Source organism: Janibacter sp. RAF52, from assembly GCF_052114035.1.
Lineage (GTDB): Bacteria > Actinomycetota > Actinomycetes > Actinomycetales > Dermatophilaceae > Janibacter > Janibacter hoylei.
In genome coordinates this window covers 171,967-198,188 of record NZ_JBFRDY010000001.1, presented here as the reverse complement: position 1 = coordinate 198,188, position 26,222 = coordinate 171,967, and the positions used below count along the sequence as shown (strand labels likewise).

Below are 26,222 nucleotides of genomic sequence, written 5' to 3'. Positions count from 1 at the left end.
GCTCCTTGGCGGGGGTCCGCGCCCCGCGGTTCGAAGGGAGTGACCCGCACGGTCTCGTGCGGGCCGGCCGGCAGAGCGTGTCTGACTCGCGAAGGGGGCTTCGCTCACAGTGGCGGGACCGTCCCGGACTTGCACCGGGTTCCGCGCTGCTCGGTTGTCCGGCAGCCTACCGGGGCCGCGTAGGCTGCCCTGCCGTGAGCACACCGACGCCCTCCCGCAGCGGCGCCGACCGCTGCCCGGGGTTGCTCACCCCCTTCGTCTCGGCGGACGGGGCGATGGTGCGCCTGCGCATCCCCGGCGGTCGGGTCGACGCGTCCACCTTGCGCGAGATCTCTTCTCTCGCACAGCGATTCGGCAACCCGGCCATCACGCTCACCTCGCGGGGCAGCCTGCAGCTGCGCGGCCTGCCCGACCCGCTCCCCCGTGAGCTCATCACGGCGATCGACGACCTCGGACTCGTCCCCTCCGGGCCGCACGACAAGGCGCGCAACATCGTCGCCGACCCGCATGCCGGACTCGACGACCTCGTGACCGCGCTCGACGAGGGACTGCTCGCGGACCCCGGGCTGGCCGAGTTGCCGGGGCGCTTCCTCCTCGCCGTCGCCGAGCCCGGTGGTGCTGTCCTCGGGGAACCCTGGGACGTCGCGATCGTCACCTCCCCGCTGGCTGAGGTGCGAGGAACGAGCCTCGAAGCCACCCTCCTCGCCGCGGACCGGGCGATCACCGTCCCCCGCGAGGCTGCTGCTGCCGCCGCCCTCGACGTGGCCCGTCGCTTCCTCGCCGCCCGCACCGACGACCGGACCTGGAACATCCGCGACCTGCCCGACGCGACCCGGACCGACCTGCTGCCGGGGGGACTCCCCTTCGACGTGCTCGCGGGTGAGCCACCGGCGCCCGGACCGGTTGGCGAGGACCTCGTGGCCCTCGTGCCGCTGGGGCTGCTGACGCCGGCCATGGTGGCGGGGCTCGAGGGGAAGCTCTGCATCACGCCCTGGCGCTCGGTCATCGTGCCGGGTGGGGCGGCACGGGCCGAGGTGCTCGCGGCGGCCGGCTTCGCCACGACCGCCGACTCCCCCTGGACCGTCCTCACCGCCTGCGCCGGGGCGCCCTCGTGCGCGCGGACGACAACCCGCACGCGCGACCTCGCCAGGGAGGCCGCCCCCTTCGTCGACGTCACCGGACCGGCCGTGCACGTCATCGGCTGCGAGCGCTCGTGCGGCCACCCCGCCCGCACGCACGCGACCGCCCTCAACCCCATCAGCGCAGCGGATGTCGTTGCGGCACAACACGAGAAGGCCTGATGAACCCCCTTCGCCAACCGCCTCGCCGGTACGACTACGTCACCGACGGGCAGGAGATCTACCGCCGTTCCTTCGGGATGATCCGCGACGAGGCCGACCTCAGCCGTCTGCCCGCGGACCTCCACGGCGTTGCCGTGCGGATCATCCACGCCGCCGGTGACGTCGGCATCACGAGCGAGATCGCCGGCCACCCCGAGGTCGCCGCTGCCACCCACGCCGCGCTCGTCGCCGGCGCGCCGATCCTCACCGACAGCAACATGCTCGCGCAGGGCGTCACCCGCCGCCGCCTGCCCGCCGACAACGAGGTGATCTGCACGCTGCGCGAGCCGCAGGTGCCCGACCTCGCCGCCCAGTGGGGCACGACCCGCGCAGCCGCCGCGGTCTCCCTGTGGGGCGAGCGCCTCGAGGGCGCCGTCGTCGCGATCGGCAATGCCCCGACCGCCCTCTTCCACTTGCTCGAGCTGCTCCACGACGGCGCGCCCCGACCGGCCGCGATCGTCGGCATGCCGGTCGGCTTCGTCGGGTCGGCGGAGTCCAAGGTGGCCCTCGCCGAGCACGACCTGACCGGCGGCCCGATCCCCTGGCTCGTCGTCCACGGCCGCCGCGGTGGGTCCGCGATGGCCGCCGCCGCCCTCAACGCCCTCGCGCACCCGGACGAGCTGGCATGAGCGGCGAGACGACCACCGGGCGCTTTTACGGCGTCGGCATCGGTCCCGGCGACCCCGAGCTCATCACCCTCAAGGCCGCGCGGCTCATCCGTGACGCCGACGTCATCGCCTACCACGCGGGCGCCGGCAAGCAGTCGCTCGCGCGCTCCATCGCCGCCGACCTCATCCCCGATGGCGCCATCGAGGAAGAGCTGCGCTACCCGGTGACGACCGGCTTCACCGACCACCCTCGCGGCTACTACGGGGCCCTCGCCGACTTCTACGACGAGTGCTGCGACCGGCTCGAGGCCCACCTCGCTGCCGGCCGCAGCGTCGTCGTCCTCGCCATCGGCGACCCGCTCTTCTTCGGCTCCTTCATGTACGTCCATGACCGGCTGAGTCCGCGCTACCCCACCGAGGTCGTCCCCGGGATCACCTCGCTGTCCGCCGCCACCGCCGCGGTCGCGACCGGCCTGTGCCGGCACGAGGACACCCTCACCGTCCTGCCCGGCACCCTGCCCGTGCCCGAGCTCGCCCGGCGTCTGGCCGACACCGACGCGGCGATCATCATGAAGCTCGGCCGCACCTTCGCCGGTGTCCGCGAGGCCCTGCGCCAGGCAGGGATGCTCGAGCGTGCCGTCTACGTCGAGCGCGCGTCCTACCCGGGTGAGCTCGTCATGCCGGCTGCCGAGGTCGACGAAGGTCGCGTGCCCTACATGTCCCTCGTCGTCGTCCCCGGCGAGGGGCTGCGCGACGACGCCGCCGGGCGGGCCGCGGACTTCGCTCGGCTGACGGCCGGCGCCCCCGACGAAGGGGGCGAGCCCTCCCCTTCGTCCGTCGGCACCGTCCACGTCGTCGGGCTCGGGCCGGGGCCGGACCACTGGCTGACTCCGCAGGCGAGCGAGGTGCTCGCCCGGGTCGACCACGTCGTCGGCTACGCGCCCTACGTCGCCCGAGTGCCGCAGCGCGAGGGCCTGACCCGCCACGCCTCCGGCAACTCGGTCGAGCTCGACCGCGGCCGCCTGGCGCTCGACCTGGCCCGCGAGGGCGCGGACGTCGCCCTCGTCTCGGGTGGCGACGCCGGGGTCTTCGGCATGGCGACGGCGCTCTTCGAGTCGCGCGAGGCGGCCCTGTCCGACGACCCCGGCTACGCCGACGTGCCGGTCGACGTCGTGCCGGGCGTCACCGCGGCCCACGCGGCGAGCGCCCTCGTCGGTGCCGTCCTCGGCGGCGACCACGCCCTGGTCAACCTCAGCGACAACCTCAAGCCGTGGGACGTCCTCGCCGCGCGGCTGACCGCGCTGGCGACGAACGACATCTCGATCGCCCTCTACAACCCGCGCTCCCGCTCCCGCCCGGACACCCTCGGCGCCGCCCGTGACCTGCTCGTCGAAGCGGTCGGCCCGGACCGCGTCGTCGTCGTCGCGCGCCACGTCGGCCGCGACGAGGAGTCGTCCTGGGTGACGACGCTCGGCGACCTTGACGTCGAGGCCGTCGACATGGGCTGCCTCGTCGTCATCGGCGCCTCGACGACCCGGGTCACCGACGACGGCCGGGTGTGGACTCCGCGGTCGGTCGGCTAGGGCCTGACCTCACCCCCAGAAGGGCGGCGGCCCTGCCGGCGCGTCCTCGCGCGGCGAGGGCAGCCGGCTGCCGTCGCCCCACCCCCTCGCCCAGTCCGGCACGTGGCTGGGCGGCGGCGTCATCCCGAGCATCGGCCACAGCCGGTCGGTGTCGACGCCCTTGCCCCGCTGGAGGAAGCGCATGCGCACCAAGGCCTGCGCGCTCACCTGACCGTCGACGACGAAGCGCTGCTCGAAGTACACGCTGACGCGGTCCCAGCCGGCGATCACGGTGTGCAGCTCGTAGGCCTGCAGCGGGGTGAGCGAGCTGCGGAAGGTCATCGTCTCCTGCATGACGACCGGCGCCACCCGCTTGCGGACCTGCGCCAGGCCCCACCCGGAGCGTATCGCCAGGTCGATGCGCCCGAGGTCGGCCATCGTGAAGTAGACGCCGTTGTTCATGTGCCACGCGAAGTCGATGTCGTTGGGCAGCACCCGCAGCGGCAACACGGCGACCTCGCCGGGGGCGACCCGGCCGCGCCGCTTGGCGGTGGCGACGGTCCACAGGATGCGGGGGACGCGGTTCATGCGTGGGTCCTCGGGGGTGGTCTCGAGCGGGGACGAAGGGAGCGTAACCGCGCCTCGTCGTGCGGCATCGGTGTCGGTGGCGCCCGTCACGCTGGGGCCGTCATCTGCGTGGCCAACACCTATGCGTGGGTGCACCGCGAGCTGCACGCCGCCGCAACCGAGGCGGCCGTCGACAAGGACGTGTGGGTCGTCGGCGGCGGCCTGGCCGGTCAGTTCGCCGATGCCGGCCTGCTCGACAAGGTGTGGGTCCACCAGACGCCCCTCGTCCTGGGCGCCGGCGCCACGTTCCTCCGCCGCCTGCGGCTGCGCCGCGAGCGGGTGGAGCGCGACGGACAGTTCCCGGCGATGGTCTTCGAGGTCGTCGGCCCGGAGCCGCGGCGAGCCGGCGAGGTCGACGGGGCGGCGAGATCTATGGCGAGGGGTGAGACCGCCCGACGCTACCGTCGTGGGGTGAACCTGCCGCCCTTCCAGCATGAGGTCCCCTTCGACGCGTCGGCACGCGAGCAGCTGCTCGCCTTCGTCGACGAGCACCGGGCGATGCTGGGTCGCTGCCTCGACGACCTGACGGAGGACGAGGCGCGGCGTCGACTCGTGCCGTCGCGCACGACCCTGCTCGGGCTGGTCAAGCACGCCACCTTCGTCGAGCGGGTGTGGTTCGACGAAGGCGTCCACGGTCGCACCCGCGCCGAGATCGGCATCCCCGCGTCACCCGACGCGTCCTTCGCGCTGACCGCCGAGGACACGATCGCCTCCGCCGTCGCGGCCCACCGCCTGGCGTGCAGCGACAGCCGGGCAGCGATCGTCGGGCTCGACCTCGACGACGTGGTGACCGGCAACCGCCGGGGGCCGCTCCCCCTTCGCTGGGTCCTCGTGCACGTGCTGCGCGAGCTCGCCCAGCACGCGGGCCACGCCGACATCCTGCGCGAGCAGATCCTGGCGGCCCGCGAGGGCTGAAGCGGCCGCTCAGCAAGAGAAACCCCGACTTCGCAAGAGTCCGGTACTCATGCCAAGCCGGGGATTATCGGGTCACCCGGAAATCTCGAGGCGGGTGAGGCACCCCGCCACCTCGCCAGGCGTGCGGGGCCAGCCGGCCGCGGCCGGTTCGATCCCCATCTCGCGCAGCAGCTGCACCGACCACGGCGGACGCAGCCGCGCAGCCTCGACGAGGTCGACGTCGGTGAGTGCGTCGGTCACCTCGCCCTGGTGGACGACGTGGTCGACCACCAGGGCGACCTCATCGGCCCAGCGCCAGGCGAGGTCGACGTCGTGGGTCGACAGCACCACCGTGGTGCCGTGCGCCTCGAGGGCCGCGACCGCGGCGAGCATCTCCTCGACGCCCGCAGGGTCGAGGCCAGCCGTCGGCTCGTCGAGGAGCAGCACCTGCGGGTGCATCGCGAGCGCTCCGGCGACGGCGACCCGCTTGCGCTGACCGAAGGAGAGCTGGTGGACCGGCCGGTCGGCGAGCTCCTCGAGCGAGAGCACCGCGAGCGCCTCGTCGACCCGCGAGGCGGTCTCGGCGGCGCCGAGACCCAGGTTGGTCGGGCCGTACCCGATGTCGCTGCGGACGTCGGCGCTGAAGAGCTGGTCGTCGGGGTCCTGCATGACCAGCTGCACCCGCTGCCGGTGGGCGGTCAGCCCGCGCCGAGTGTGCCGCAGGACCTCCCCGCCGGAGACGACCGAGCCTTCGGCCGGCGCGTGCGCGCCGGAGAGCACCCGCAGCAGCGTCGTCTTGCCCGACCCGTTGGCCCCGAGGATCGCGGTGCGCCGGCCCGCACCGATCGTCACGCTCACGCAGTCGAGCACGCCCGGGGTGCCGGGGTAGCCGGCGTGCACGCCGCGCAGCGCGAGCGCGGTGTCGGCGTCGTCGGGTGGGGTCCACGACCCGAGGCGGTGCGTCATGACAGTCCCGCCCGCAGCGACAGCCCGGCCAGCCCGACGACGAGTGCTGCGGCCGCCAGGACGAAGGGGGTCGACACGGCCCGGGCAGGCACGAGCGGCACGGCAGCGACTCCGCCACGACCGGCCAGGCCGTCCTCCAGCCTGCGGGCCTTGTCCCACGCGGCGACGAGCACGGCGGCGCACAGCTGGCCGACCGAGCGTCGCGCGGTCCGACCGCTCGCGTAGCCCAGCCGACCGGCCTGAGCGGCGCGGATCGCCGACGCGGCGTCGAGCAGGGCGAAGATCATCCGGTAGGTCACCGCGGCGACGTCGACGGCCACCTCGGGCACCCGCGCCCGGCGCAGCCCGGCGAGCAGGTCGACCATCGGCGTGGTCGCGGCCAGCAGGACCGTCGCGCTCGTCGCGGCGAGGGCCCGGGAGACGACGAGGAGGGCCCGGGAGGCACTCCCTTCGTCGACACCGACCGGACCCCACCTCACGAGGTCACCCCCACCGAAGGTCACCGCGATCGTCACGGCGCCGATGGCGATGAAGACGGCGGGCCCGGCCATCGCGTGGCACCAGACCCGCGCCGGGACCCGGGCCACGGCGGCGAGGCCCACGGCGCACACCCCGACGAGGCCCGCGACGACGAGCGAGGTCGTCGTCGCGGCGACGAGGAGCAGCCCCAGGCAGAGCAGGGACTTCTCCAGCGTCGAGCGGGTCCGCCACGGGGAGGACCACGCCGCGTCGTCGAGGGTGAGCCTCATGACGTGCGGTCAGCCGTCCCGGCCCGGGTGGCGTCGCGCCCCTTGAGCCGGCCGAAGACGTAGCCGAGCGCCAGCCCGCCGAGGCCCGCCTGCAGGGCGAAGAGACCGGACTCGATCTCGCCACCGGCCGGCGGCATGAGGGGCTCGAACCACGGCTCGTGGCCGGCCTCCTCGAGCTGCTCGGTGGCGGCGGCATCGGTGCCGCCGAAGGCCTCCTCCTCCCCCGCGGCGGCGCGGCCACCGAGGTAGAGGGCGACGGCCAGCAGGAGGACGACGGCGGCGAGGACGAGGGCGATGCCGCGTCGCCCGAGGGTCTGGGTGGAATCACGCACGGGCAGGCTCCTTGGTCTCGGCGGGGACGACCTCGAGGTCCTCCATCTCGGGGCGCGCCCAGGCGATGAGCGCGTTGATCAGCAGGACCCCGACGAGGCCCTCGACGATCGCCAGGGGCACCTGGGTCACCGCGAAGATCCCGAGGAAGCGACCCCAAGCCTCGACGAAGCCGCCCTCCGGGTAGGCGAGCGCGAGCTGCGTCGCGGTCGTCACGTAGGTGGCGAGGTCGGCCACGGCCACGCCGACGAAGACCCGCACCATGAAGGGCGCGGCGGCCAGCAGCCGGAAGAGCCCGTAGCCGACCCAGGGCCCGACGACCGCCATCGAGAAGACATTGGCCCCGAGCGTCGTCAGCCCGCCGTGCGCGAGGAGCAGCGCCTGGAAGAGCAGGACGATCGTGCCGAGCAGGGCCATGACCGGTGGCCGGAAGATGATCGCGCCGACGCCGGTGCCGGTCGGGTGGGAGCTGGACCCGGTGACCGACGGCAGCTTGATCGCCGACATGACGAAGGTGAAGGCGCCCGCGGCCCCGAGCAGCAGCCTGGCGCTCGGGTTGTCCCGCACGATGCGGGCGGCACTGCGGGTGCCGTGGATGACGAAGGGGGCGGCGACAGCAGTCCACGCGGCGGCGTGGACCGGTGGCAGGAAGCCCTCGGCGATGTGCATCAGCGCACTCTCTCTCTGGCCGGATGACGCGTCCGGCCGCTGCAGCCCTCGCCCCGGAGTTCCTGACTCGCGGAAGACCCGCTCACAGTGGCGCGACCGTCCCGGATTCTCACCGGGTTCCTCCAGGTGGAGGCGATGGCTGGGGCCGAGACTAGCGAAGCCCGCCCGGGATGTCTGCTGCCGTCCGCTCCTCGCGCTCGGCCGCGCGGCGGCAGGAGTAGAGGTGCGATTCGACGAAGCCCTCGGCCTGCAGGGCCCACCCGACGACGATGATCGCGGCCTGCCGCAGGTCGTGCGCCTCGACCTGGTCGGCGATGTCGGCGAGGGTGCCGCGCAGGACGATCTCCTCGGGCTGCTCGACCCGGTAGGCCACGGCGACGGGGCAGTCGGCGCCGTAGTGCTCGGCGAGCCGGTCGGCGAGCTCGCGGGCGCGGCGGATCGCCAGGTGCAGCACGAGGGTCGCACCGGTCGCGGCGAAGGCCTCGAGCGACTCCCCCGACGGCATGGCCGTCGAGTCCCGCTGGGCGCGGGTGAGCACGACCGACTGGGCGACCTCGGGCACGGTGAGCTCGCGGCCGAGCCGGGCGGCGGTCGCGGCGTAGGCGGCGATGCCGGGCGTGATGTCCCACGGCACGCCGACGGCGTCGAGCCGGCGGGTCTGCTCGGCGATCGCGGAGTAGACGCTCGGGTCGCCGGAGCACAGCCTGGCGACGTCCTCGCCCCGCTCGTGCGCGGCGACGAGCTCGGCGGTGATCCCGTCGAGGTCGAGGTCCTGGGTGTCGACGAGCCGCGCGCCGTCGGGGCAGTGCTCGAGGACGGCGGCATCGAGGTAGGTCCCGGCGTAGAGGCAGACCGAGCTCGCCGCGAGCAGGCGGGTCGCGCGGATCGTCAGCAGGTCGGCGGCACCGGGGCCGGCGCCGATGAAGTGAACGGTCATGTCGGGTCCTCGGAGTCGGTGCGGATCGCGGCGAGCTGGGTGACGGTGCGGGCGGGGGTCCACGACAGGAAGCGACCGAGCGGGACGGCCCGCTCCACGGACAGGCGGGTGAGCTCGCCGCCGGTGCGGGCGTGCCGGCCGATGAGCGCGGTGTCCCCCTCGAGCGTCACGGCGTGCGCGACGAGGCGTCCGCCGGGGCGAAGGGAGGACCAGGCCCGGTCGAGCAGGTCGGGGTCGAGCCCGCCGCCGACGAAGATCGCGTCGGGCGTCGGCAGCATCGCCAGGTCGGTGCTGCCGGTGTCGCCGACGACGACGTCGACGCGGCCGGCGAGGCCGAGGGCGGCTGCGTTGTCGCGGATGCGCTGGGCGCGGGTCGCGTCGCGCTCCACGCAGGTGACGGTGGCGCGGTCGGCGGCGAGGCACCACTCGAGGGCGACGGAGCCGTTGCCGGCACCGAGGTCCCACAGGTGGGCTCCGGGGGTGGGTCGCAGTCGGGCCAGACCGCTCGCCCGCACGTCGCGCTTGGTCAGCTGGCCGTCGTGGTCGATGAAGTCCTCGGGGCGCCCCGGGACCGCTCCGGCGGTCGCGGCAGTCGCCGCGGGGTCGTCGGCGCGCACGTCGAGGCAGGCGAGCACGAGGTCGGGGGTGGCCTCGGCGAAGCCGTCGGCGCGCTCGGAGCGAGCGCCCTCGTCGGGGCTGCCAAGGTGCCAGCGGGCGGTGAGCATGCTTGCGCCCCAACCGTGCTCGGTGAGCAGTGCGCCGAGCCGAGCCGGGTCGCCGCCCCCGGAGAGGAGGACGACGAGTCGCGCGCCGGGGGCCAGGTGGGGCAGGACCGCGCGTAGGTCGCGCCCGACGGTCGTGACGACGACGGTCTCCTCGGCGGACCACCCCTGACGGGCGCGGGCGAGGGCATCGCTGCCGATGGCGGGGTGGACGCGCACGCGGTCGGCGCCGACGAGCTCGACGAGGGTCGTGGCGATGCCGGAGCGCAGCGGGTCACCGCTGGCGAGGACGACGGCGTCGGGGTGCGCCTCGACGAGGGCGGGCAGCGCCGGGCGAAGGGGGCTGGGCCAGGGCACGAGCTGCGCCTCGGGTGCGTGGGGGGCGACGAGGTCGAGGTGACGGCCGCCCCCGACGAGGGTCGCAGCACCGCTGATGAGGGCGCGTCGGGCCTCGTCCAGACCGGACCACCCGTCGTCCCCGATACCCACGACCTCGATCACGGACGCCCACCCTAGGGCCTCGCCCTCCTGTGAGAGGATCGCGCCCAGGCACTCCCCCGAGGAATCCGGTGCAACTCCGGAGCGGTCCCGCCACTGTCACGGCCCACGCGGCCCGAGCCAGACACTCGGTCGGTGCCCGTCGTCGCGAACCCGCGTCGATGTCGTCGGACGGCGAGCGTGGACACTCGCCAGGAGGCCGCCACTGTGAGCCGCACCGGGTCCCGGACCCCCACCTTCCCCTTCACCGCGCTCGTCGGTGCCGACGAGTTGACGTCGGCGCTGCTGCTGAGCGCGATCTCGCCCGAGATCGGCGGCGTCCTCGTCCGCGGTGAGAAGGGCACCGCCAAGTCGACCGCCGTCCGCGCCCTCGCCTCGGTCCTGCCCGAGCAGCGGGTGGCGAGCGAGTGCCGCTTCGGCTGCGACCCCGACCGCGACGAGGACTGCCCCGACGGCCCCCACGAGGACGCGGCCACGACCCGCCCGGCCCGCCTCGTCGAGCTGCCGGTCGGCGCGACCGAGGACCGCGTCGTCGGCTCCCTCGACCTGCGCCGGGCGCTCGGGGACGGCGAGGCGGCCTACCAGCCCGGTCTGCTCGCCGAGGCCCACCGCGGCATCCTCTACGTCGACGAGGTCAACCTCCTGCACGACCACCTCGTCGACGTGCTGCTCGACGCTGCCGCGATGGGGCGCAACACGGTCGAGCGCGACGGTGTCTCGATCTCGCACCCGGCGCGGATCACCCTCGTCGGCACGATGAACCCCGAGGAGGGCGAGCTGCGCCCGCAACTGCTCGACCGCTTCGGCCTGACCGTCCACGTCGCCGCGAGCCGCGACCCCCATGTGCGCGCCGAGGTCGTGCGTCGCCGGCTCGAGGCCGACCTCGACCCGGCGGGCTTCGCGGCCCGCTTCGCCGACGCCGAGGCCGAGCTGACCCAGCGCCTGGCCGCCGCCCGCGAGGCGGTGCGCCGGGTCGCGCTCGACGAGCGGACCCTGCGGACCATCGCGCGGGTGTGCGCCGGCTTCGACGTCGACGGCATGCGCGCCGACATCGTCACCGCCCGCACCGCTGCGGCGCACGCCGCGTGGGAGGGGCGCGACCACGTGACCCGCGAGGACATCCGGGCCGCGGCGCTGCTCTCCCTGCCCCACCGCCGCCGTCGTGCTCCCTTCGACGCGCCGGGTCTCGACGAGGACCTGCTCGACCGGCTGCTCGACGAGGAGCCCGAGGACGACCCGCCGGGTGGTGGCGAGGAGCTCGACGGTGGCGAGCCGGAGGGCGGGGACCAGCCCGGCGACGGCCCGGGCGAGGCGCCCGACGCCGACCCCTCCGACCAGCCCCCGGGCCCGACGTCGTCCGGCGACCAGCCCCAGACCGGGCCGCAGTCGTCCGCCGACCCGGCCCCCGACTCCCCGGACGAGGCGACAGAGGCCCCCGAGACGCCCCCGACCGGCGCCCAGCCGACGCCCACCGGCACCGCCACGGCCACCGAGCCCTACCGCGCCCGGCGCCTCGAGCTGACCGGGGTCGGCACCGGCCCGGCCGGTCGCCGCTCGCCCGCCCTCACCCCGCGTGGCCGGGTCGTCGGCACCCACCCAGCGGGCCACGAGCCCGCCGGGTCGCCGGTGCACCTGACCGCCACCCTCCGGGCCTCGGCCGCGCGGCGCGCTGCGGGCACCGGCCCGACCCGGGTCACCGGCGACGACCTGCGCCACGCGATCACCCGCGGGCGCGAGGCCAACCTCGTGCTGCTCGCCGTCGACGCCTCCGGGTCGATGGCCGCCCGCAAGCGGATGGGCGAGATCAAGACGGCGGTCCTCTCGCTCCTGCTCGACGCCTACCAGCGCCGCGACCGGGTGGGTCTGGTGACCTTCCGCGGGCACGAGGCCGAGCTGCTGCTGCCCCCGACCTCGTCGGTCGAGGCGGCCGCCGCGCGACTGGCCCAGATGCCGCACGGAGGCCGCACCCCGCTCGCCGAGGGACTGACCGAGATCGCGAAGGTCGTGGCCCGAGAGCGCATCCGCGACCGTCACCAGCGCGCCCTCGTCGTCCTCGTCACCGACGGGCGCGCCACCGCCGGGCCCGACGCCCTCGCCCGCGCCCAGCACATCGCCGACGCCTGGGGCGGCACCGCGGAGACGGTCGTCGTCGACTGCGAGACCGGCCGATTTCGGATGGGTCTGGCCGCCGACCTCGCCGGGCGGATGGGCGCCGAGCACATCCCCCTCGAGCAGGTCGCCGCGAGCGGCCTCGTCGAGATCGTCACCGACCGCACCACCCGAAGGAGCGCCGCCTGATGGCCCAGGGACAGACCCCCGTCACGCCGAAGGACGGGCTGACCACGCGGCAGCGCCGCAACCGGCCGCTCGTCGTCGTCCACGGTGGGGTCGGCAAGGGCAAGTCGACGGCGGCCTTCGGCCTCGGCCTGCGCGGGTGGAACCAGGGCTGGTCGATCGGCGTCTTCCAGTTCGTCAAGTCCGCGAAGTGGCGCATCGGCGAGGAGGAGGTCTACAGGACCCTCGGCCGCGTCCACGAGGAGACCGGCGAAGGGGGTCCCGTCGAGTGGCACAAGATGGGCTCGGGCTGGTCGTGGTCGCGCAAGGCCGGGTCCGAGGAGGACCACGCCGCCGACGCCCGTGAGGGCTGGGAGGAGATCAAGCGGCGGCTGGCCGCCGAGACGCACACCGTCTACATCCTCGACGAGTTCACCTACGTCATGAAGTGGGGCTGGGTCGAGCTCGACGACGTCATCGACACGCTGACCCACCGCCCCGGCTACCAGCACGTCGTCATCACTGGCCGCGACCCGCACCCGCGGCTGCTCGAGATCGCCGACGTCGCGACGGAGATGACCAAGGTCAAGCACCCCTTCGACCAGGGTCAGAAGGGCCAGAAGGGCATCGAGTGGTGACCCTCCCCCGGGTGCTCGTCGCGGCACCCGCCTCTGGTCACGGCAAGACGACGATCGCCGTGGGGATCATGGCCGCCCTCGCCCGCCGTGGACTGACCGTGGCCCCGGCCAAGGTCGGCCCGGACTACATCGACCCCGGCTACCACGCGCTCGCCACCGGCCGGCCGAGCCGCACCCTCGACCCGTGGCTCGTCGGCGAGGACCTCGTCCAGCCGCTGCTCGCCCGGGGGGCCACCCACCCGACCCCCGCGGACGTCGCGGTGCTCGAGGGCGTCATGGGCCTCATGGACGGGCGCCTCGGCACCGACGGTTTCGCCTCGAGCGCCCACGTCGCCACGCTGACCCGCACCCCCGTCCTGCTCGTCGTCGACATCAGCTCGACCTCCCGGACCGTGGCCGCGACCGTCCACGGGCTCGCGACCATCGACCCCGACCTCGACGTCGTCGGCGTGGTGCTCAACAAGGCGGGCACCTCCCGCCACGGCGACGAGGCCCGCCGAGCCGTCGAGGCCGTCGGCGTGCCCGTGTGGGGCGTGCTCCCCCGCGACGCCGCGATGCACGTGCCCTCCCGCCACCTCGGCCTCGTCCCCGCCGCCGAGCGCGGGCAGGCCGCCGCGACCCTCGACCACATCGCCGCCGTCGCCGAGGAGCACCTCGACCTCGACGCCCTGCTCGCCGCAGCGCGCACGGCGCCCGACCTCGACGTCACGCCCTGGGACCCAGCGCTCCCCTCCTCGCACCCTGAGGAGGGCGCCCCGCGCCCCTCTCGCCCGCTCCCTGAGGAGGGCGCCCCGCGCCCCTCTCGGCCGCTCCCTGAGGAGGGCGCCCCGCGCCCGTCTCGAAGGGAGACCCCGGTGGTCGCCGTCGCGGGCGGTCGGGCCTTCACCTTCCGCTACCCCGAGACCGTCGAGCTGCTCGAAGCGGCGGGTGCTCGGGTCGTCGAGCTCGACCCGGCACGCGACGTCGCCCTCCCCGAGGGGACCAGCGGTCTGTACCTCGGGGGCGGCTTCCCCGAGGTGCACGCGCGCACCCTCGCGACGAATCGCCCTCTCGTGCAGCAGATCCGCGACGCCATCGCCGCCGGGATGCCCACCGTCGCCGAGTGTGCCGGCATGCTCTACCTCGCCGAGGCCCTCGACGACCACCCGATGGTCGGCGCCCTGCCCGCCCGGGCCGCGATGGGTCGGCGCCTCACCCTCGGCTACCGCGAGGCGACGAGCGTCGTCGACTCCGTCCTCGGCCCCGCCGGAACCCGGGTGACGGGCCACGAGTTCCACCGCACGGTGACGGACCCCCCCTTCGGCACCACCGCAGCCTGGGACCTCGGCGACCGCACCGAGGGCTTCGCCCTCGACCCCGCCGCCACCGGCCGAGCCACCCTCGTCGCCTCCTACCTCCACACCCACTGGGCCGGCTCGCCCTCCGTCGCCCGTTCCTTCGTCGACGCCGCCTGTGGCTGGGGCACTGCCCGCGTGGTGGCGTCACAAGCCCGCGCGGTGGCGTCTGGCGAGGGTCCTCGGGGCGTCCGTGGATCGGGTGGGGTGGCGCTGGGGGCTTCGCACGTGCACCATGAGTTCTCGGAGCTCTCACCTGACTCATCGCAACCGGCTCAGCCCTTGAGTCGCGCCACCCCAGCCCGATCCACGTCCTTGCCGGACCGCACGCCCCCGGTCGCCTTCGAGGGATCGGTGCCCGATCCTCTGCGGCATCATGGCGACGCCGAGGTGTCGGACGACCTGGTGGACCTGGCGGTCAACGTGCGGCTGACGCAGCCTCCGGGGTGGCTCGCACGGGCACTCGTCGAGGAGATCGGGTCCGTGGCGTCCTACCCGGACGCGACCCGGGCGGTGGACGCGCTGGCGGCGCGACACGGGGTGACGCGGGAGCAGGTGCTGCCGACGAGCGGTGGGGCCGAGGCCTTCACGCTGGTCGCGCGATCGCTGACGCCGACCGACGCGGTGGTCGTGCACCCCCAGTTCACCGAGCCGGAGGCCGCGCTGCGGGCCGCCGGGCACGAGGTGCGGCACGTGCTGCTGCGGGCGGAGGAGGGCTTCGCGCTCACGCCCGAGGCGCTCAGGCAGATCGGCGACGCCGACCTCGTCGTCATCGGCAACCCGACCAACCCGACGGGCGTGCTGCACCCGGCCGACGCGATCCGCACGCTCGTGCGCCCGGGGCGGGTCGTGCTCGTCGACGAGGCCTTCGTCGACGCGGTGCCCGGCGAGCGCGAGAGCCTGCTCGACGGTGACCTCGCCGGCCTGCTCGTCGTCCGCTCCCTGACGAAGACCTGGGCCGTCGCCGGCATCCGCGCCGGCTACGTCGTCGGTGACGCCGAGCTCGTCACCGCCCTCGCTGCGCACCAGCCGCACTGGTCCGTGGGCTCGCTGGCACTGCGGCTCATGACCGAGACCGCCACCCCGGCCGCGCTCGCCGAGGCGGCCCGTGCCGCCGACGAGTTCACGATCTGGCGCGCTCACCTGACCCGCGGGCTGCACGCCCTGGGCGTCCCGACCGGGGGCGAGGCCGCCCCCTTCGTCCTCGCCCGGGTGGGCGCGGGTGTCCACGGGGCGCTGCGCGATGCCGGCTGGGCGGTGCGTCGGGGCGATACTTTCCCGGGGCTCGACCCCACCTGGGTGCGGATCGCCGTCCGTGACCCGCACACCATCGACGGGCTCCTGCGCGAGCTCGGCCACATCCTGCACCGGAGGACCGCATGACCGACGCCACCACCGCACCCGCCACCGGTCGGGTCCTGCTCGTCGGCGGCGGACCCGGGGACCCCGCCCTGCTCACCGTGGCCGGACGCGACGCGCTCGCCGCCGCGGACGTCGTCGTCACCGACCGGCTCGGCCCGGTGTCAGCCCTCGACGAGATCGCACCCCAGGCCGAGATCGTGCACGTCGGCAAGATCCCGCGCGGGGACTTCACCCCGCAGGAGCGCATCAACGAGCTGCTCGTCGAGCACGCCCGGGCCGGGCGGACCGTCGTGCGGCTCAAGGGGGGCGACGGGTACCTCTTCGGTCGTGGCGGTGAGGAGTGGAACCACTGCGTCGCCGCCGGTGTCCCCGTCGAGGCCGTTCCGGGGGTCTCTTCTGCCTTCTCCGTTCCGGCCCTCGCCGGCATCCCCGTGACCCACCGCGGGCTCTCCCAGGGAGTGGCCGTCGTGTCCGGCCACGTCGGCCCCGACGACCCGCGCAGCGAGGTCGACTGGGCCGCCCTCGCCACCTCGCGACTGACGATCGTCGTCCTCATGGGCGTCGCGACCCTCGGCTCGATCGCCGAGGCACTCGTCGCCGCCGGCCTGTCTCCGGAGACGCCTGCCGCCTGCATCGCCGACGGCGCTACCCCCCGGCAGCGCTCGGTGCGGGCACCGCTGTCGCAGATCGCCGCCGTCGCCGACGCGGAGGGCATCGCACCCCCGGCCATCACCGTCATCGGCGACGTCGTCGACTCCCTGCAGGACCCGGCCTCGTCGTGAGCCTGGGCGAAGGGATGCGGTTGGCGGTCGGGACCTTCACCCGGTCGCCGAGCGGTCGGGTCACGATCACCCCCGACACCGCGCGCACGGCCCTGCTTTTCGCCCCCTTCGCCGTGCTTCCACTCGCTCTCCCGGTCGTCCTCGTCGGGCTGACCGTCCCGCTCGGGGTGCCAGCGCTCGTCGCCGCGGGCCTCGCGGTCGGCGTGCTCGCGTACGGCTCGCGCGGGATGCACCTCGACGGGCTCGCCGACACGGTCGACGGCCTCGGCGCCGGCTGGGACCGGGACCGCGCGCTCGAGGTCATGCGTCGCGGTGACGTCGGCCCCATGGGAGCGATCGCTCTCGTTGTCGTCCTGCTGGTGCAGGCCGCTGCGATGGCCGCCCTCTTCGGTGCCGGGTGGTGGGGTGCCCTCGTCGTCGGTGCCGCCGTCATCGCCTCCCGGGTCGCGCCGGCCGCCGTCTGCACCCGGGGACAGCGGGCCTCGCAGGGCTCGAGCCTCGGCGCAGCCTTCGTGGGCACCGTGCCCGTCGTGGGCGCGCTGCTCGCGACCCTCGCCGTCAGCGCCCTCCTCGTGGCCTCGGTGCTTCCCGTCGCCCTGCAGCACGGCGGCCTGGACTCCAGCACCTCCCTCTGGGTCACCGTCCGGGCGCTCCTCATCGGCGCCCTGGCGGCACCGACCGCCGTCTGGGCCGCGATCTCCCTGCGGGACAGGGCTGCTCGCACCTTCGGTGGAGTGGGCGGTGATGTCATCGGCGCCGGGGTCGAGGTGGCCCTCACCGTCCTGCTCGTCCTGCTCACGGTGGCGTGGTGACCATGCGCGTCCTCGTCACCGGCGGCATCCGGTCCGGCAAGTCCCGGCACGCCGAGTCCCTGCTCCTGCCGGGCTCTCCCCTCGAGACGATCGAGGACGGCCGCCCCCGCGGGACATGGGACCCACGCGTGGACCCGGTCACCTACCTGGCAGCCGGGCCCCAGCGCGACGACGCCGACTGGGCCGCGCGCGTGGCCGCCCACCGAGCGCGGCGACCCGACACCTGGCTGACGCTCGAGAGCACCGACGCCGCCGCCGGTATGCGGGCGGCGTCGGGCCCGGTGCTCCTCGACTGCCTCGGCACCTGGCTGACCGCGCAGCTCGACGAGATCGGTGCGTGGGCGGCCCCCGAGACCGACTGGGCACCCGATCTCGAGCAGCGGGTCTCCGCTCTCGAGGAGGCCTGGCGTGCAACCCCTTTCGTCGTCGGGGTGACCAACGAGGTCGGCTGGGGACTGGTGTCGGAGCACCGGTCCGGGAGGATCTTCGCCGACCGGCTCGGCTGGCTCAACCAACGCATCGCGAGCGCCTCCGACCGGGTCGACCTCGTCGTCTCCGGGCAGGTGCTGACGATCAAGGAGCCGGCATGACCCACGCTTCCCGCGTCGACGCCGTCAGCCTCGGGCTGGCCCTCGGCTGGGTGGCCGACCTTGCGCTCGGCGACCCTCGCCGCGGGCATCCGGTCGCCCTCTTCGGCACGTGGGCCGGGTGGGTCGAGGCCCGCACCCACCGCGACAGCCGGGCCGCGGGCATCGCCACCGAGGCCCTCGCCATCGCCCCCGTCGTGGCCCTCGGGGTGGCTGCGGGCCGGCTCACCGGCCCCTCGTCCACCCTCGCCACCGCGACACTCACCTGGACAGCCTTGGGCGGCACGAGCCTCGGGCGCGAAGGCCGCGCCGTCCACGACCTGCTCGCCGCCGACGACCTGACCGGCGCCCGGACCCGGGTGCGGCACCTCGTCGGTCGCGTCACCGACGACCTCGAGGCCGACGAGGTGGCCCGGGCCGCCGTCGAGTCGATCGCCGAAAACACCTCCGACGCCGTCGTCGGCACACTCGTGTGGGGCGCCGCCCTCGGCCCGCTCGGGATCGTGCTTCACCGCGCGGCCAACACCCTCGATGCGATGCACGGGCACCGCACCTCGCGCTATGCCCGATTTGGTTGGGCCGCAGCGCGACTCGACGACCTCTTGGGCTGGGTGCCCGCACGGGCGACCGTGCTGGCGACCGCGGCGGCGGTCCCCCTTCGTGCCGTTGAGGTGCTGCGCACCGCCGCCCGCGACGGCCGGGCCCACCCCAGCCCCAACGCGGGACCGGTCGAGGCCGGCTTCGCCGCCGCCCTGGGTATCCGCCTCGGCGGTCGGACGGTCTACGCGAGCGGTGCCGAGGACCGGGTCGTCATGGGGTCGGGACCAGCACCCACGGTCGCCGACCTCCCACGTGCCATCACCCTGGCCCGTCGGGTCGGGACCGTCGCGCTCGCCGGCGCCCTCGCCGGTCGCCTGGTCGCCCGCGCGCTCCGCCCCTGAGCGCGTCTGGGGCGCGCGTCAGGGGCGGAGCGAGCCGAGCGACTCCACCCAGGTCGCCGCTGCTGCGGCATCCGCCGCCTCGGCGACGCCCGGAGCACGCGTGGGTCGGGCCACGACGACGACGGGGACGCGGAGCGTGCGCGCGGCGTCGAGCTTGGCCTCGGTGTAGCGCCCGCCGGAGTCCTTGGTCAGCAGCACGGAGACGTCGTGGGTGCGCATGATCGCCTCCTCGTCGGCGACGGCGAAGGGCCCGCGCGAGCGCAGCACCGTCCACGCCGCCGGCAGCGGCGACTCGGGCGGCTCCACGAGCCGGACGAGCACCGGCCGCTCACGCCAGGCGTCGACGTGGTGGTGCAGCGTCTGCCGACCCGTGGTGACGAAGGGGGTCCCCCCCACCTCGTCCGCGGCCGCCCGGGCCGCCTCGTGCGAGTCCACCCAGGTCCACGACCCGGCATCCGGGTGCTGACGCCAGCCCGGTCGCGCGAGCCGGAGCAGAGGCAGGCCGAGTGACGAGCAGGCCTGTGCCGCATGGTCGCCCATCGTCGTCGCGAAGGGGTGGGTGGCGTCGACCACCGCCGTCACGTCGTGCTCCTGCAGCCACGACCGGAGTCCTCCGACGCCCCCGAAGCCGCCGATGCGGACCTGTCCGACGGGCAGTCGGGGGCGGGAGACACGGCCCGCGAGCGAGGACGTGAGCGGGACTCCCTTCGCCTCGAGGTGGGCGGCCAGATCCCTGGCCTCGGCGGTCCCACCGAGGATCAGCACGTGCGTCATGCGCTCACCCTCCCACGCACAGGTTGCGCACCTAGCGTCTCCCCCGTGCAGCAGCTCCTCGACCGACTCTCCCCCGCGGGTCCCGCCCCCGACCTCGAGGGCTGGGTGCTCGTCGCCGTCCTCGCGGTGGGCTGCATCGCCGCGACCTGGTGGCCGGCCTGGCGCACCCTGCGCCTGGGCGTCACGCTCGTCCACGAGCTCGGGCACGCCCTCGTGGGCATGGCGTGCGGGCGACGCTTCACGGGCTTCGTCCTGCGCTCCGACATGTCCGGCCACGCGGTGACCGTCGGCCCGGCCCGGGGCGCCGGTATGGTCGCCACGACCTGGGCGGGCTACCCCGCACCCGGGGTCGTCGGTGCGGGAGTGGTCCTGCTCGCCACCGTCGGGTGGTCCGCCCCTGCACTCTCCGTCGTGCTCGTCGGGCTGCTGGCTGCCCTGACGCGGGTGCGATCGGCCCTCACCGGCCTCGTGGTCCTCACGGTGACGGCGGCGACGGGCGCCCTGTGGTGGTGGCGCGACGACGCGCTGCAGCAGCAGGTCCTCGTCGGGGTCGGGGTCCTCCTGCTCATCGGCGCCTGGCGCCACCTGGCGACGCTGCTGCCCCGGCCCGAGCCGGCCAGCGACCCGGGCGCGCTCGCCCGGGTCACGGGTGTGCCGGCCCTGCTGTGGGTGGCGAGCTTCGCCCTCGTGCTCGCCGGCGCGACCTGGCTCGTCGTCAGCCGCCTCGCCTAGAGCCAGGCGTCGACGATGTCGAGCACGTCGAGCAGCTCGTGCGCGACGCCGTCGGGCTCGACGTCGACGGTCACCTGCTGGTCGGCCGGGATGTCGCTGTGCGGCACCCAGATCGCCCGCATGCCGACCTCCTGCGACCCGAGCACGTCCTCGAAGAGCCGGTCGCCGACGTAGACGGCGTGGGAGACGGGCACACCGACGGCCGCGGCCGCCGCCTCGAAGGCCTCCCGGTGCGGCTTGACGACCTTGATCTCCGACGAATACACGTCCCCGTCGACGAGGTCGAGCACTCCGTCACGCGCGAAGATCTCGCGGTGGTACTCGCCGCTCCAGATGGTGTTGGACAGCACGCCGACCTTGAGGCCCCTCGCGCGCAACCCCTCCCAGAGCGGCCGCACCTGCGGGTCGGTGTGGGTGTGCGGCTCCCAGAAGCGGCGATAGGCCGCGAGCGCGACGTGGTGCCGGTCCTCGCGCGGGTCGATGCCGGCCTCGGCGAGGATGTCGTCCAGATGGGAGCCGCGCTGCTCGTCGCGGACCTGGCGCCACGCATCGGCCTCGACGGCGTGGATCCGCTCGGCGAGCTCCTGCGCGCGGTCCAGGTCCGCCTGCGGCACCTCGTCGGACTCGATCGGGATGCCGTGGACCTCCCGGGCGAAGACCCGCCACTGCTGACCGAGATCGATCGTGTGCCACGGGGTGAGCGTGCCGCCCCAGTCGAAGATCACCGCCTCGACCGGGCCCGCGGCCGGCCGCTCGTGGACCGTCAGCGGGTGGCGCATCTCGTCGACGCTCACGAGGCCGTGCCCCTCACCTCTGCGATCACGGCCGCGACGGCCTCACCCACGGGCACCTCGCGACGATCACCGCTGCGGCGGTCCTTGATCTCGACGACCCCGTCGGCCAGGCCCTTGCCGACGACGAGGATCGTCGGGACGCCGACGAGCTCGGCGTCCTTGAACTTCACGCCCGGGCTCACCTTGCCGGCGCGGTCGTCGTAGAGCACGGTGACACCCTGCGCCTCGAGCTGGGCCGACAGGTCACCGGCCGCGGTGAAGATCTCGTCGCTCTTGCCCGCGGCCACGACGTGCACGTCGAAGGGAGCGAGCTCGCGGGGCCACACCAGGCCCAGCTCGTCGTGGTTGTCCTCGGCGACGACACCGACCGCACGGGTCACGCCGACGCCGTAGGAGCCCATCATCACGGTGACGAGCTTGCCGTTCTCGTCGAGGACCTTCAGGCCCAGCGCCTCGGCGTACTTGGTGCCGAGCTGGAAGATGTGCCCCATCTCGACGCCGCGCGCGAGGGTCAGGGTGCCGGAGCCGGTCGGGCTCGGGTCGCCCTCACGGATCTCGGCGGCCTGGATCGTGCCGTCGGCGGTGAAGTCCCGGCCGTGGACGAGGTCGATGACGTGCTTGCCGTGCTCGTCGGCGCCGGTGACCCACGCGCTGCCCTCGGCGATGCTCGGGTCGAGCAGGTACCTGATGCCGCTGGAGCGCTCGGAGCCGAGGACACCGGGGCCGATGTAGCCCTTGGCGAGCATCGGATGGGCGGCGAAGTCGGCCTCGCCGAAGTCCTCGACCTCGGCGGGCGAGACCTGCGCCTCGAGGCGCTTGGCGTCGACCTCGCGGTCGCCGGGCACACCGATGGCCAGGGGCTCGCGCCACGGCTCGTCGTGCTCCTCGTCGGCGGGGTGGACGAGGGTGACGAGGACGTTCTTCAGCGTGTCGGCACCGGTCCACTCCCGCCCGTCGGTGCGCGGGTGGTGGGCGTTGAGGGCCGCGACGAGGGTCTCGATCGTCGGGGTGTCGGGGGTGTCCTCGACGTGCGCGGGTCCGGCGGTCACCTCGACCGCCGGGGCCTGCGGCAGCTCGACGGCCTCGACGTTGGCCGCGTAGCCGGAGGCGTCGCGCACGAAGGTGTCCTCGCCGTTGGGGCTGACGGCGAGGAACTCCTCGCTCGCGCTGCCGCCCATCGCGCCGGAGTCGGCGTGGACGATGACGTACTCGAAGCCGAACCGGTCGAAGATCTTGATGTAGGCGTCACGGTGCGCGTCGTAGGCCTTCTGCAGGCCGGCCTCGTCGATGTCGAAGGAGTAGGAGTCCTTCATGACGAACTCACGACCGCGCAGCACACCAGCGCGCGGGCGGGCCTCGTCGCGGTACTTCGTCTGGATCTGGAAGAGGGTGAGCGGCAGGTCCTTGTACGACGTGTACATGTCCTTGACCGCGAGGCAGAACATCTCCTCGTGCGTCGGCCCGAGGAGCATCTGCGCGTCCTTGCGGTCGGTGAGGCGGAAGAGGTTGTCGCCGTACTCGGTCCACCGGTTGGTCGCCTCGTAGGGCTCCTTGGGCAGCAGCGCGGGGAAGGACAGCTCCTGGCCGCCGATCGCCTCCATCTCCTCGCGGACGATCGCCTCGACCTTGCGCAGCACCTTCAGGCCGAGCGGCAGCCACGTGTAGACGCCGGGGGCGGCGCGGCGGACGTAGCCCGCCCGCACGAGGAGCTTGTGGCCCGGCAGCTCCGCGTCCGCGGGGTCCTCGCGGAGGGTGCGGAGGAAGAAGGACGACATGCGAGTGACCACGGACGGTGCTCCTGGTGAGGCGAAGGGGGTGTGCCCGCTCAGGGTATCCGCTCGCCCGTGAGGGCCGCCCCGGCAGCGCGCAGGCGTGCGGTGACCAAGCGGACCGCGACCCGCTCGGCACGGTCGGGTCGTGAGAGCGCGACGATCCACCGTGCCGCGGGCACGTCGACGAGCGGGACGAGCGCGAACTCGTCTGCCGTGCGGGTCGTGTAGCGCGGCAGCAGGGCCAGGCCCTCGCCGGTCGCGACGAGGGCGGCGACGAGCTGGTTGTCCCGCACGCGCAGGCGCCGCCGCAGGGCTCGACCGCACTCGGCCTCGATGCGCTGCAGCACCGTGTCGAAGGGGTAGCCCTCCGGCACACTGATCCACGCCTCGTCGACGACGTCGCCGGGGTGCAGCGACGATCGCCGGGCGAGGGGGTGGTCGGGCGGGACGGCGACGTCGAGCGGCTCGCGGACGAGGACGGTGCTGCTCAGCCGCTCACCTCCGACGGGCACCTCGCTCGTCAGGGAGTGCGCGATGACGATGTCGGCATCGGCCGCGGCCCGGGCGTAGTCGGTCTCCGCGAGGTCGAGGTCGTCGATCTCCACCGACACACGGCTGCCGGCGAGCAACGTCAGCGCACCGGGCAGCAGCGCCGTCAGGCCGCTCGGCAGGCCGGCGACCCGGACCGTGCCCACCGGGTCGCCCCGGTGCTCCTCGAGACGGGCCGCGACCCGGGTCAGCGCGGCGCCGACCTCGTCCGCGCCGTCGGCGAGCAGCTCGCCGGCCTCCGTGAGGCGCAGCCCCCGGCCGCGCGCCTCGACGAGTGGCGTGCCGGCGGCCCGCTGGGCGGTGCGCAGCTGCTGCGAGAGGGCCGACGGGGTGCGGTGCGTGGCCGCCGCGACGGCCGCGAGGCTCCCCCGCTCGCGCAGGTCGCGGAGCAGCTCGAGGTGCCGGATGTCCATGTAGCTACCCTAAAGGGAGCAGTCACGATGATTTGCTTGTCCTGCACGATCTGGTCGCCGACGATCGACGGGTGCCGATCCGCCACCGCCTGCTCGCCGTCGTCGTTGCCGTCCTCTGGGGCGCCAACTTCATCGCCATCCACGCCTCCCTCGAGATCTTCCCGCCCTTCCTCTGCTCCGCCCTGCGCTTCACGCTCATGGCGATCCCGACGCTCCTGCTCGTGCCCCGCCCCGACGTGCCCACGCGGTGGCTCGTTGGTTACGGCGTCGGCTTCGGCATCCTCCAGTTCGCCTTCCTCTACCTCGCCATGGACGTCGGCATGCCGGCCGGTCTGGCCTCCGTCGTGCTGCAGAGCTCGGCACCCTTCACCGTCGTCCTCGGGGCCGTGCTCCTCGGCGAGCGCCTCGGCGCCCGGGCCGCGGCCGGCGTCGCGGTCGCCGCGCTCGGGATGGCGGTCGTCGGCAGCCAGCGGCTCGACGCGGAGGCGGGGCTCCTCCCCTTCGTCCTCACCCTCATGGGCGGGCTTGGGTGGGCCTTCGGCAACCTCGCCTCCCGCCTGGCCGCGGCGCCGCGGCCGTTGCACCTGACCCTGTGGATGACGGTGATCCCGCCGGTCCCCATGCTCACCCTGTCGCTGCTCGTCGAGGGGCCGGAGCGCATCGGCACGGCCCTGGCCGACTCGCTCTCCACCGCGGCGATCCCCGCCTGGCTGGGCCTGGCCTACACGACCGTCCTCGCGACGCTCGTGGGCTCGGGCATCTGGACCTGGCTCATGGCCCGCCACCCGTCGGGGACGGTCGCCCCCTTCTCCATGCTCGTGCCGGTGACCGGCCTGGCCCTCGCGTGGCTCCTCCTCGACGAGGTGCCCGCCCCCCTCGAGCTTGTCGGAGGCGCCCTGGTCGTCGGCGGGGTCCTGTGGGCCTCACGCCCCCGCCGGCCCGAGGCGCTGCCGGAGCCCACGCCGGAGCCGGCGGCCCACGTGGGGAGGTGACCGCCGGCAGCGACGGGCGCACCCGACCGGCCTCTACCGGGCGGCGGCCACCAGCTGCGGCAGCACGTGCGCGGCGGTGCCCCGCACGACGAGGTGGCACATGTCCGAGATCTCGGTCTCGCCGGGGTTGACCTCGATGACCGTGGCTCCCTCGGCCCGCGCCATCGCCGGGTAGCCGGCCGCGGGGTAGACGATGCCGGAGGTGCCGATGACGAGCGCGACGTCACCCGGCTCGAGGGCGTCGATGGCCGCCTCGGTCGCGGCGACCGCGTCGTCCGGCAGGACCTCGCCGAACCACACGACACCGGGACGCACGTCCCCTTCGCACTCGGGGCAGGTCGGCGGGTCGATGCGCTCCGTCGGCTCAGTCGGCAGGTCCACGTCGCCTGTGTACGGGGTGTAGCAGTCGCTGCACCGCAGCTCGAAGAGCGACCCGTGCAGGTGGGCGGCGACGGTCGAGCCGGCCCGCTCGTGCAGGTCGTCGACATTTTGCGTCGCGACGGTCACCTCGCGCCGGCCGGCGAGCTCGGCGAGCGCCCGGTGCCCGGGGTTGGGTTCGACGCCGCGGACGAGCTGCATCCGCCAGGCGTACCAGGCCCAGACGAAGGGAGGGTCCAGCCGGAAGGCCTCGGCCGTCGCCAGCTCGCTGGCGTCGAACTCCTCCCACAACCCGGTCTGCGCGTCGCGGAAGGTCGGCACGCCCGACTCCGCGCTCATCCCCGCACCGGAGAGGACGAGGACGCGGCGGGCGCCGCGGACGGCATCGACCACGGCGTCGGGCACGACGAGGTCGGTCTCGGTGGTCTCGGTCACGAGCGCTCCTGCGGAGGTACGGGTTGGGCGTGCCGCCACATCATCGCAAGGGGCGGCACGGACTGCGGCACGAGGAAGTGCACCTGCCCGCCTCGGAGGACCTCGGTGACGAGGACGTGCCCGGGCCGGGTGGCGACGTCGGCCGGCACGACGAGGCGGCCCCCGGGGTCGCCGAGCAAGACGGCGGCCCGCGAGTGCACGACGCCTCCTGCTGCGGTGGTGACGGGGGTGGCCGCCTGCATCGGCCCGAGGAGTGTCGTGCCGACCTCTCCGGTCGGCGACCGCAGGACCACATGCGAGGTGTCCGGGCTCGTCGGCAGCACCACCGCCGCCGACGGGTCCTGCGGTCCTCCCTGACCCGCGCGCGCCCGAGCGGACCGCGATCCGCCGCGGACCTCCCAGCGCAGCCACAAGGCCATGAACCCACCGCCGCCGAGGAGGACGAACCCGACGAGAGCCAGCTCGAGGCCGACCCCGCCGCCGAGGGCGAGCCCCAGCACCCCGACGGCGAGCAGCGCGAGGCCGCCGAGCACGGCCCCTGCGGACGCCAGCACGTATGTCCCGATGAGCAGCACCCGCACCACCGGACCGGGGCGCAGCATGTGGAAGAAGATCGAGCACCAGGGCGGCGGCCAGGACGAGGGTCCAGAGTCGGTCCCCCACGGAGCCGCTCGGCCGGACCGCCAGCCCGAGCAGGAGGGGCACCCCGATGGGGGCGACGAAGAAGACGCCGAGACGGTTCCACCCCACG

Annotated in this window: 26 protein-coding genes and 3 riboswitches; of the genes, 13 read left to right on the top strand and 13 right to left on the bottom strand. The window is 74.5% G+C overall.

Going from position 1 to position 26,222, the window contains the following annotated elements:
- Positions 1 to 77: 77 nt before the first annotated feature.
- Positions 78 to 143, bottom strand: a riboswitch (cobalamin riboswitch).
- A 51-nt stretch (positions 144 to 194) separates the two neighbouring features.
- The 3 genes from AB4Y78_RS00950 to AB4Y78_RS00940 are packed head-to-tail and all read left to right on the top strand — an operon-like array spanning position 195 to position 3,531.
- Positions 195 to 1,301, top strand: coding sequence for a hypothetical protein (locus tag AB4Y78_RS00950; protein ID WP_040881460.1), 1,107 nt, complete (start codon positions 195 to 197; stop codon positions 1,299 to 1,301).
- Entirely contained in the window at positions 1,301 to 1,969 is a 669-nt protein-coding gene (locus tag AB4Y78_RS00945) for a precorrin-8X methylmutase (protein ID WP_441715623.1), read from the top strand. Before AB4Y78_RS00950 ends, AB4Y78_RS00945 begins: the two co-directional genes overlap by 1 nt.
- Positions 1,966 to 3,531 carry a precorrin-2 C(20)-methyltransferase gene (locus AB4Y78_RS00940; protein WP_441715621.1) on the top strand — a complete coding sequence of 522 codons (1,566 nt, stop codon included), beginning with the start codon at positions 1,966 to 1,968 and terminating at the stop codon, positions 3,529 to 3,531. Before AB4Y78_RS00945 ends, AB4Y78_RS00940 begins: the two co-directional genes overlap by 4 nt.
- A 9-nt stretch (positions 3,532 to 3,540) precedes the next feature.
- Here the strand turns inward: AB4Y78_RS00940 and AB4Y78_RS00935 are convergent, their stop codons facing one another.
- Entirely contained in the window at positions 3,541 to 4,098 is a 558-nt protein-coding gene (locus tag AB4Y78_RS00935; protein WP_441715619.1) for an acyl-CoA thioesterase, read from the bottom strand.
- Positions 4,099 to 4,509: 411 nt separating this feature from the next.
- Here AB4Y78_RS00935 and AB4Y78_RS00930 point away from each other — a divergent pair, with 411 nt between their 5' ends.
- On the top strand, positions 4,510 to 5,052 hold the full coding sequence (locus AB4Y78_RS00930; protein ID WP_083853773.1) for a DinB family protein: 543 nt from the start codon (positions 4,510 to 4,512) through the stop codon (positions 5,050 to 5,052).
- Between the two features lie 72 nt (positions 5,053 to 5,124).
- Here AB4Y78_RS00930 and AB4Y78_RS00925 read toward each other — a convergent pair whose 3' ends face one another.
- The 6 genes from AB4Y78_RS00925 to cbiE form a co-directional block, all read right to left on the bottom strand.
- On the bottom strand, positions 5,125 to 5,997 hold the full coding sequence (locus tag AB4Y78_RS00925; protein ID WP_441715617.1) for an energy-coupling factor ABC transporter ATP-binding protein: 873 nt from the start codon (positions 5,995 to 5,997) through the stop codon (positions 5,125 to 5,127).
- Positions 5,994 to 6,746, bottom strand: a complete 753-nt coding sequence (gene cbiQ / locus AB4Y78_RS00920) for a cobalt ECF transporter T component CbiQ (protein WP_387355380.1) — start codon at positions 6,744 to 6,746, stop codon at positions 5,994 to 5,996. Before cbiQ ends, AB4Y78_RS00925 begins: the two co-directional genes overlap by 4 nt.
- Positions 6,743 to 7,078 (bottom strand): energy-coupling factor ABC transporter substrate-binding protein, encoded by a 336-nt coding sequence (locus AB4Y78_RS00915; RefSeq protein WP_441715753.1) that lies wholly within the window; start codon positions 7,076 to 7,078, stop codon positions 6,743 to 6,745. The genes cbiQ and AB4Y78_RS00915 overlap by 4 nt, the downstream gene beginning before the upstream one ends.
- Entirely contained in the window at positions 7,071 to 7,745 is a 675-nt protein-coding gene (locus tag AB4Y78_RS00910; RefSeq protein WP_007928624.1) for an energy-coupling factor ABC transporter permease, read from the bottom strand. The genes AB4Y78_RS00915 and AB4Y78_RS00910 overlap by 8 nt, the downstream gene beginning before the upstream one ends.
- A gap of 36 nt (positions 7,746 to 7,781) precedes the next feature.
- A riboswitch (cobalamin riboswitch) is annotated at positions 7,782 to 7,894 on the bottom strand.
- A gap of 2 nt (positions 7,895 to 7,896) precedes the next feature.
- Positions 7,897 to 8,682 (bottom strand): precorrin-4 C(11)-methyltransferase, encoded by a 786-nt coding sequence (cobM, locus tag AB4Y78_RS00905; protein ID WP_441715755.1) that lies wholly within the window; start codon positions 8,680 to 8,682, stop codon positions 7,897 to 7,899.
- Positions 8,679 to 9,905 (bottom strand): precorrin-6y C5,15-methyltransferase (decarboxylating) subunit CbiE, encoded by a 1,227-nt coding sequence (gene cbiE, locus AB4Y78_RS00900; protein ID WP_441715757.1) that lies wholly within the window; start codon positions 9,903 to 9,905, stop codon positions 8,679 to 8,681. Before cbiE ends, cobM begins: the two co-directional genes overlap by 4 nt.
- Positions 9,906 to 9,963: 58 nt before the next feature.
- A riboswitch (cobalamin riboswitch) is annotated at positions 9,964 to 10,032 on the top strand.
- A gap of 50 nt (positions 10,033 to 10,082) precedes the next feature.
- Here cbiE and AB4Y78_RS00895 point away from each other — a divergent pair.
- From AB4Y78_RS00895 to AB4Y78_RS00865, 7 genes are read left to right on the top strand one after another with little or no spacing between them, the layout of a single operon-like run.
- On the top strand, positions 10,083 to 12,200 hold the full coding sequence (locus tag AB4Y78_RS00895; RefSeq protein ID WP_441736820.1) for a VWA domain-containing protein: 2,118 nt from the start codon (positions 10,083 to 10,085) through the stop codon (positions 12,198 to 12,200).
- Positions 12,200 to 12,814, top strand: coding sequence for a cob(I)yrinic acid a,c-diamide adenosyltransferase (gene cobO / locus AB4Y78_RS00890; protein ID WP_007929465.1), 615 nt, complete (start codon positions 12,200 to 12,202; stop codon positions 12,812 to 12,814). Before AB4Y78_RS00895 ends, cobO begins: the two co-directional genes overlap by 1 nt.
- Positions 12,808 to 15,531 (top strand): cobyrinate a,c-diamide synthase, encoded by a 2,724-nt coding sequence (locus AB4Y78_RS00885; RefSeq protein WP_441715698.1) that lies wholly within the window; start codon positions 12,808 to 12,810, stop codon positions 15,529 to 15,531. Before cobO ends, AB4Y78_RS00885 begins: the two co-directional genes overlap by 7 nt.
- Positions 15,528 to 16,292 (top strand): uroporphyrinogen-III C-methyltransferase, encoded by a 765-nt coding sequence (gene cobA / locus AB4Y78_RS00880; protein ID WP_259909047.1) that lies wholly within the window; start codon positions 15,528 to 15,530, stop codon positions 16,290 to 16,292. Before AB4Y78_RS00885 ends, cobA begins: the two co-directional genes overlap by 4 nt.
- A complete protein-coding gene (locus tag AB4Y78_RS00875) occupies positions 16,289 to 17,104 on the top strand; it encodes an adenosylcobinamide-GDP ribazoletransferase (protein ID WP_441715696.1) in 816 nt (271 codons plus the stop codon). The genes cobA and AB4Y78_RS00875 overlap by 4 nt, the downstream gene beginning before the upstream one ends.
- A 2-nt stretch (positions 17,105 to 17,106) precedes the next feature.
- On the top strand, positions 17,107 to 17,694 hold the full coding sequence (locus AB4Y78_RS00870) for a bifunctional adenosylcobinamide kinase/adenosylcobinamide-phosphate guanylyltransferase (protein WP_282070315.1): 588 nt from the start codon (positions 17,107 to 17,109) through the stop codon (positions 17,692 to 17,694).
- On the top strand, positions 17,691 to 18,632 hold the full coding sequence (locus tag AB4Y78_RS00865; protein ID WP_306512958.1) for a cobalamin biosynthesis protein CobD/CbiB: 942 nt from the start codon (positions 17,691 to 17,693) through the stop codon (positions 18,630 to 18,632). The genes AB4Y78_RS00870 and AB4Y78_RS00865 overlap by 4 nt, the downstream gene beginning before the upstream one ends.
- A gap of 18 nt (positions 18,633 to 18,650) precedes the next feature.
- Here AB4Y78_RS00865 and AB4Y78_RS00860 read toward each other — a convergent pair whose 3' ends face one another.
- Positions 18,651 to 19,406 carry a cobalt-precorrin-6A reductase gene (locus tag AB4Y78_RS00860; RefSeq protein WP_441715694.1) on the bottom strand — a complete coding sequence of 252 codons (756 nt, stop codon included), beginning with the start codon at positions 19,404 to 19,406 and terminating at the stop codon, positions 18,651 to 18,653.
- Between the two features lie 45 nt (positions 19,407 to 19,451).
- Here AB4Y78_RS00860 and AB4Y78_RS00855 point away from each other — a divergent pair, with 45 nt between their 5' ends.
- The gene (locus AB4Y78_RS00855; RefSeq protein ID WP_441715693.1) at positions 19,452 to 20,138 is read left to right on the top strand and encodes a M50 family metallopeptidase; all 687 of its coding nucleotides are present in this window, start codon (positions 19,452 to 19,454) and stop codon (positions 20,136 to 20,138) included.
- On the opposite strand, the gene AB4Y78_RS00850 is transcribed toward AB4Y78_RS00855, so the two are convergent.
- Genes AB4Y78_RS00850 through AB4Y78_RS00840 form a run of 3 tightly spaced genes read right to left on the bottom strand, consistent with a single transcriptional unit; the run spans position 20,135 to position 23,666 of the window.
- A complete protein-coding gene (locus AB4Y78_RS00850; RefSeq protein ID WP_441715691.1) occupies positions 20,135 to 20,932 on the bottom strand; it encodes an HAD family hydrolase in 798 nt (265 codons plus the stop codon). The genes AB4Y78_RS00855 and AB4Y78_RS00850 overlap by 4 nt on opposite strands.
- Positions 20,929 to 22,707 (bottom strand): proline--tRNA ligase, encoded by a 1,779-nt coding sequence (locus tag AB4Y78_RS00845; RefSeq protein WP_441715703.1) that lies wholly within the window; start codon positions 22,705 to 22,707, stop codon positions 20,929 to 20,931. Before AB4Y78_RS00845 ends, AB4Y78_RS00850 begins: the two co-directional genes overlap by 4 nt.
- Before the next feature lie 50 nt (positions 22,708 to 22,757).
- Positions 22,758 to 23,666: a LysR family transcriptional regulator gene (locus tag AB4Y78_RS00840; RefSeq protein ID WP_441736818.1), complete on the bottom strand. Its 909-nt coding sequence runs from the start codon at positions 23,664 to 23,666 to the stop codon at positions 22,758 to 22,760.
- A gap of 71 nt (positions 23,667 to 23,737) precedes the next feature.
- Between AB4Y78_RS00840 and AB4Y78_RS00835 the strand changes: the two genes are divergently transcribed.
- Entirely contained in the window at positions 23,738 to 24,658 is a 921-nt protein-coding gene (locus tag AB4Y78_RS00835) for an EamA family transporter (RefSeq protein WP_441736816.1), read from the top strand.
- A gap of 33 nt (positions 24,659 to 24,691) precedes the next feature.
- Here the strand turns inward: AB4Y78_RS00835 and AB4Y78_RS00830 are convergent, their stop codons facing one another.
- Both AB4Y78_RS00830 and AB4Y78_RS00825 read right to left on the bottom strand, forming a co-directional pair.
- Positions 24,692 to 25,471, bottom strand: coding sequence for an SIR2 family NAD-dependent protein deacylase (locus tag AB4Y78_RS00830; protein ID WP_441715725.1), 780 nt, complete (start codon positions 25,469 to 25,471; stop codon positions 24,692 to 24,694).
- Positions 25,468 to 26,073, bottom strand: a complete 606-nt coding sequence (locus tag AB4Y78_RS00825) for a hypothetical protein (RefSeq protein ID WP_441715723.1) — start codon at positions 26,071 to 26,073, stop codon at positions 25,468 to 25,470. The genes AB4Y78_RS00830 and AB4Y78_RS00825 overlap by 4 nt, the downstream gene beginning before the upstream one ends.
- Positions 26,074 to 26,222: the final 149 nt, after the last annotated feature.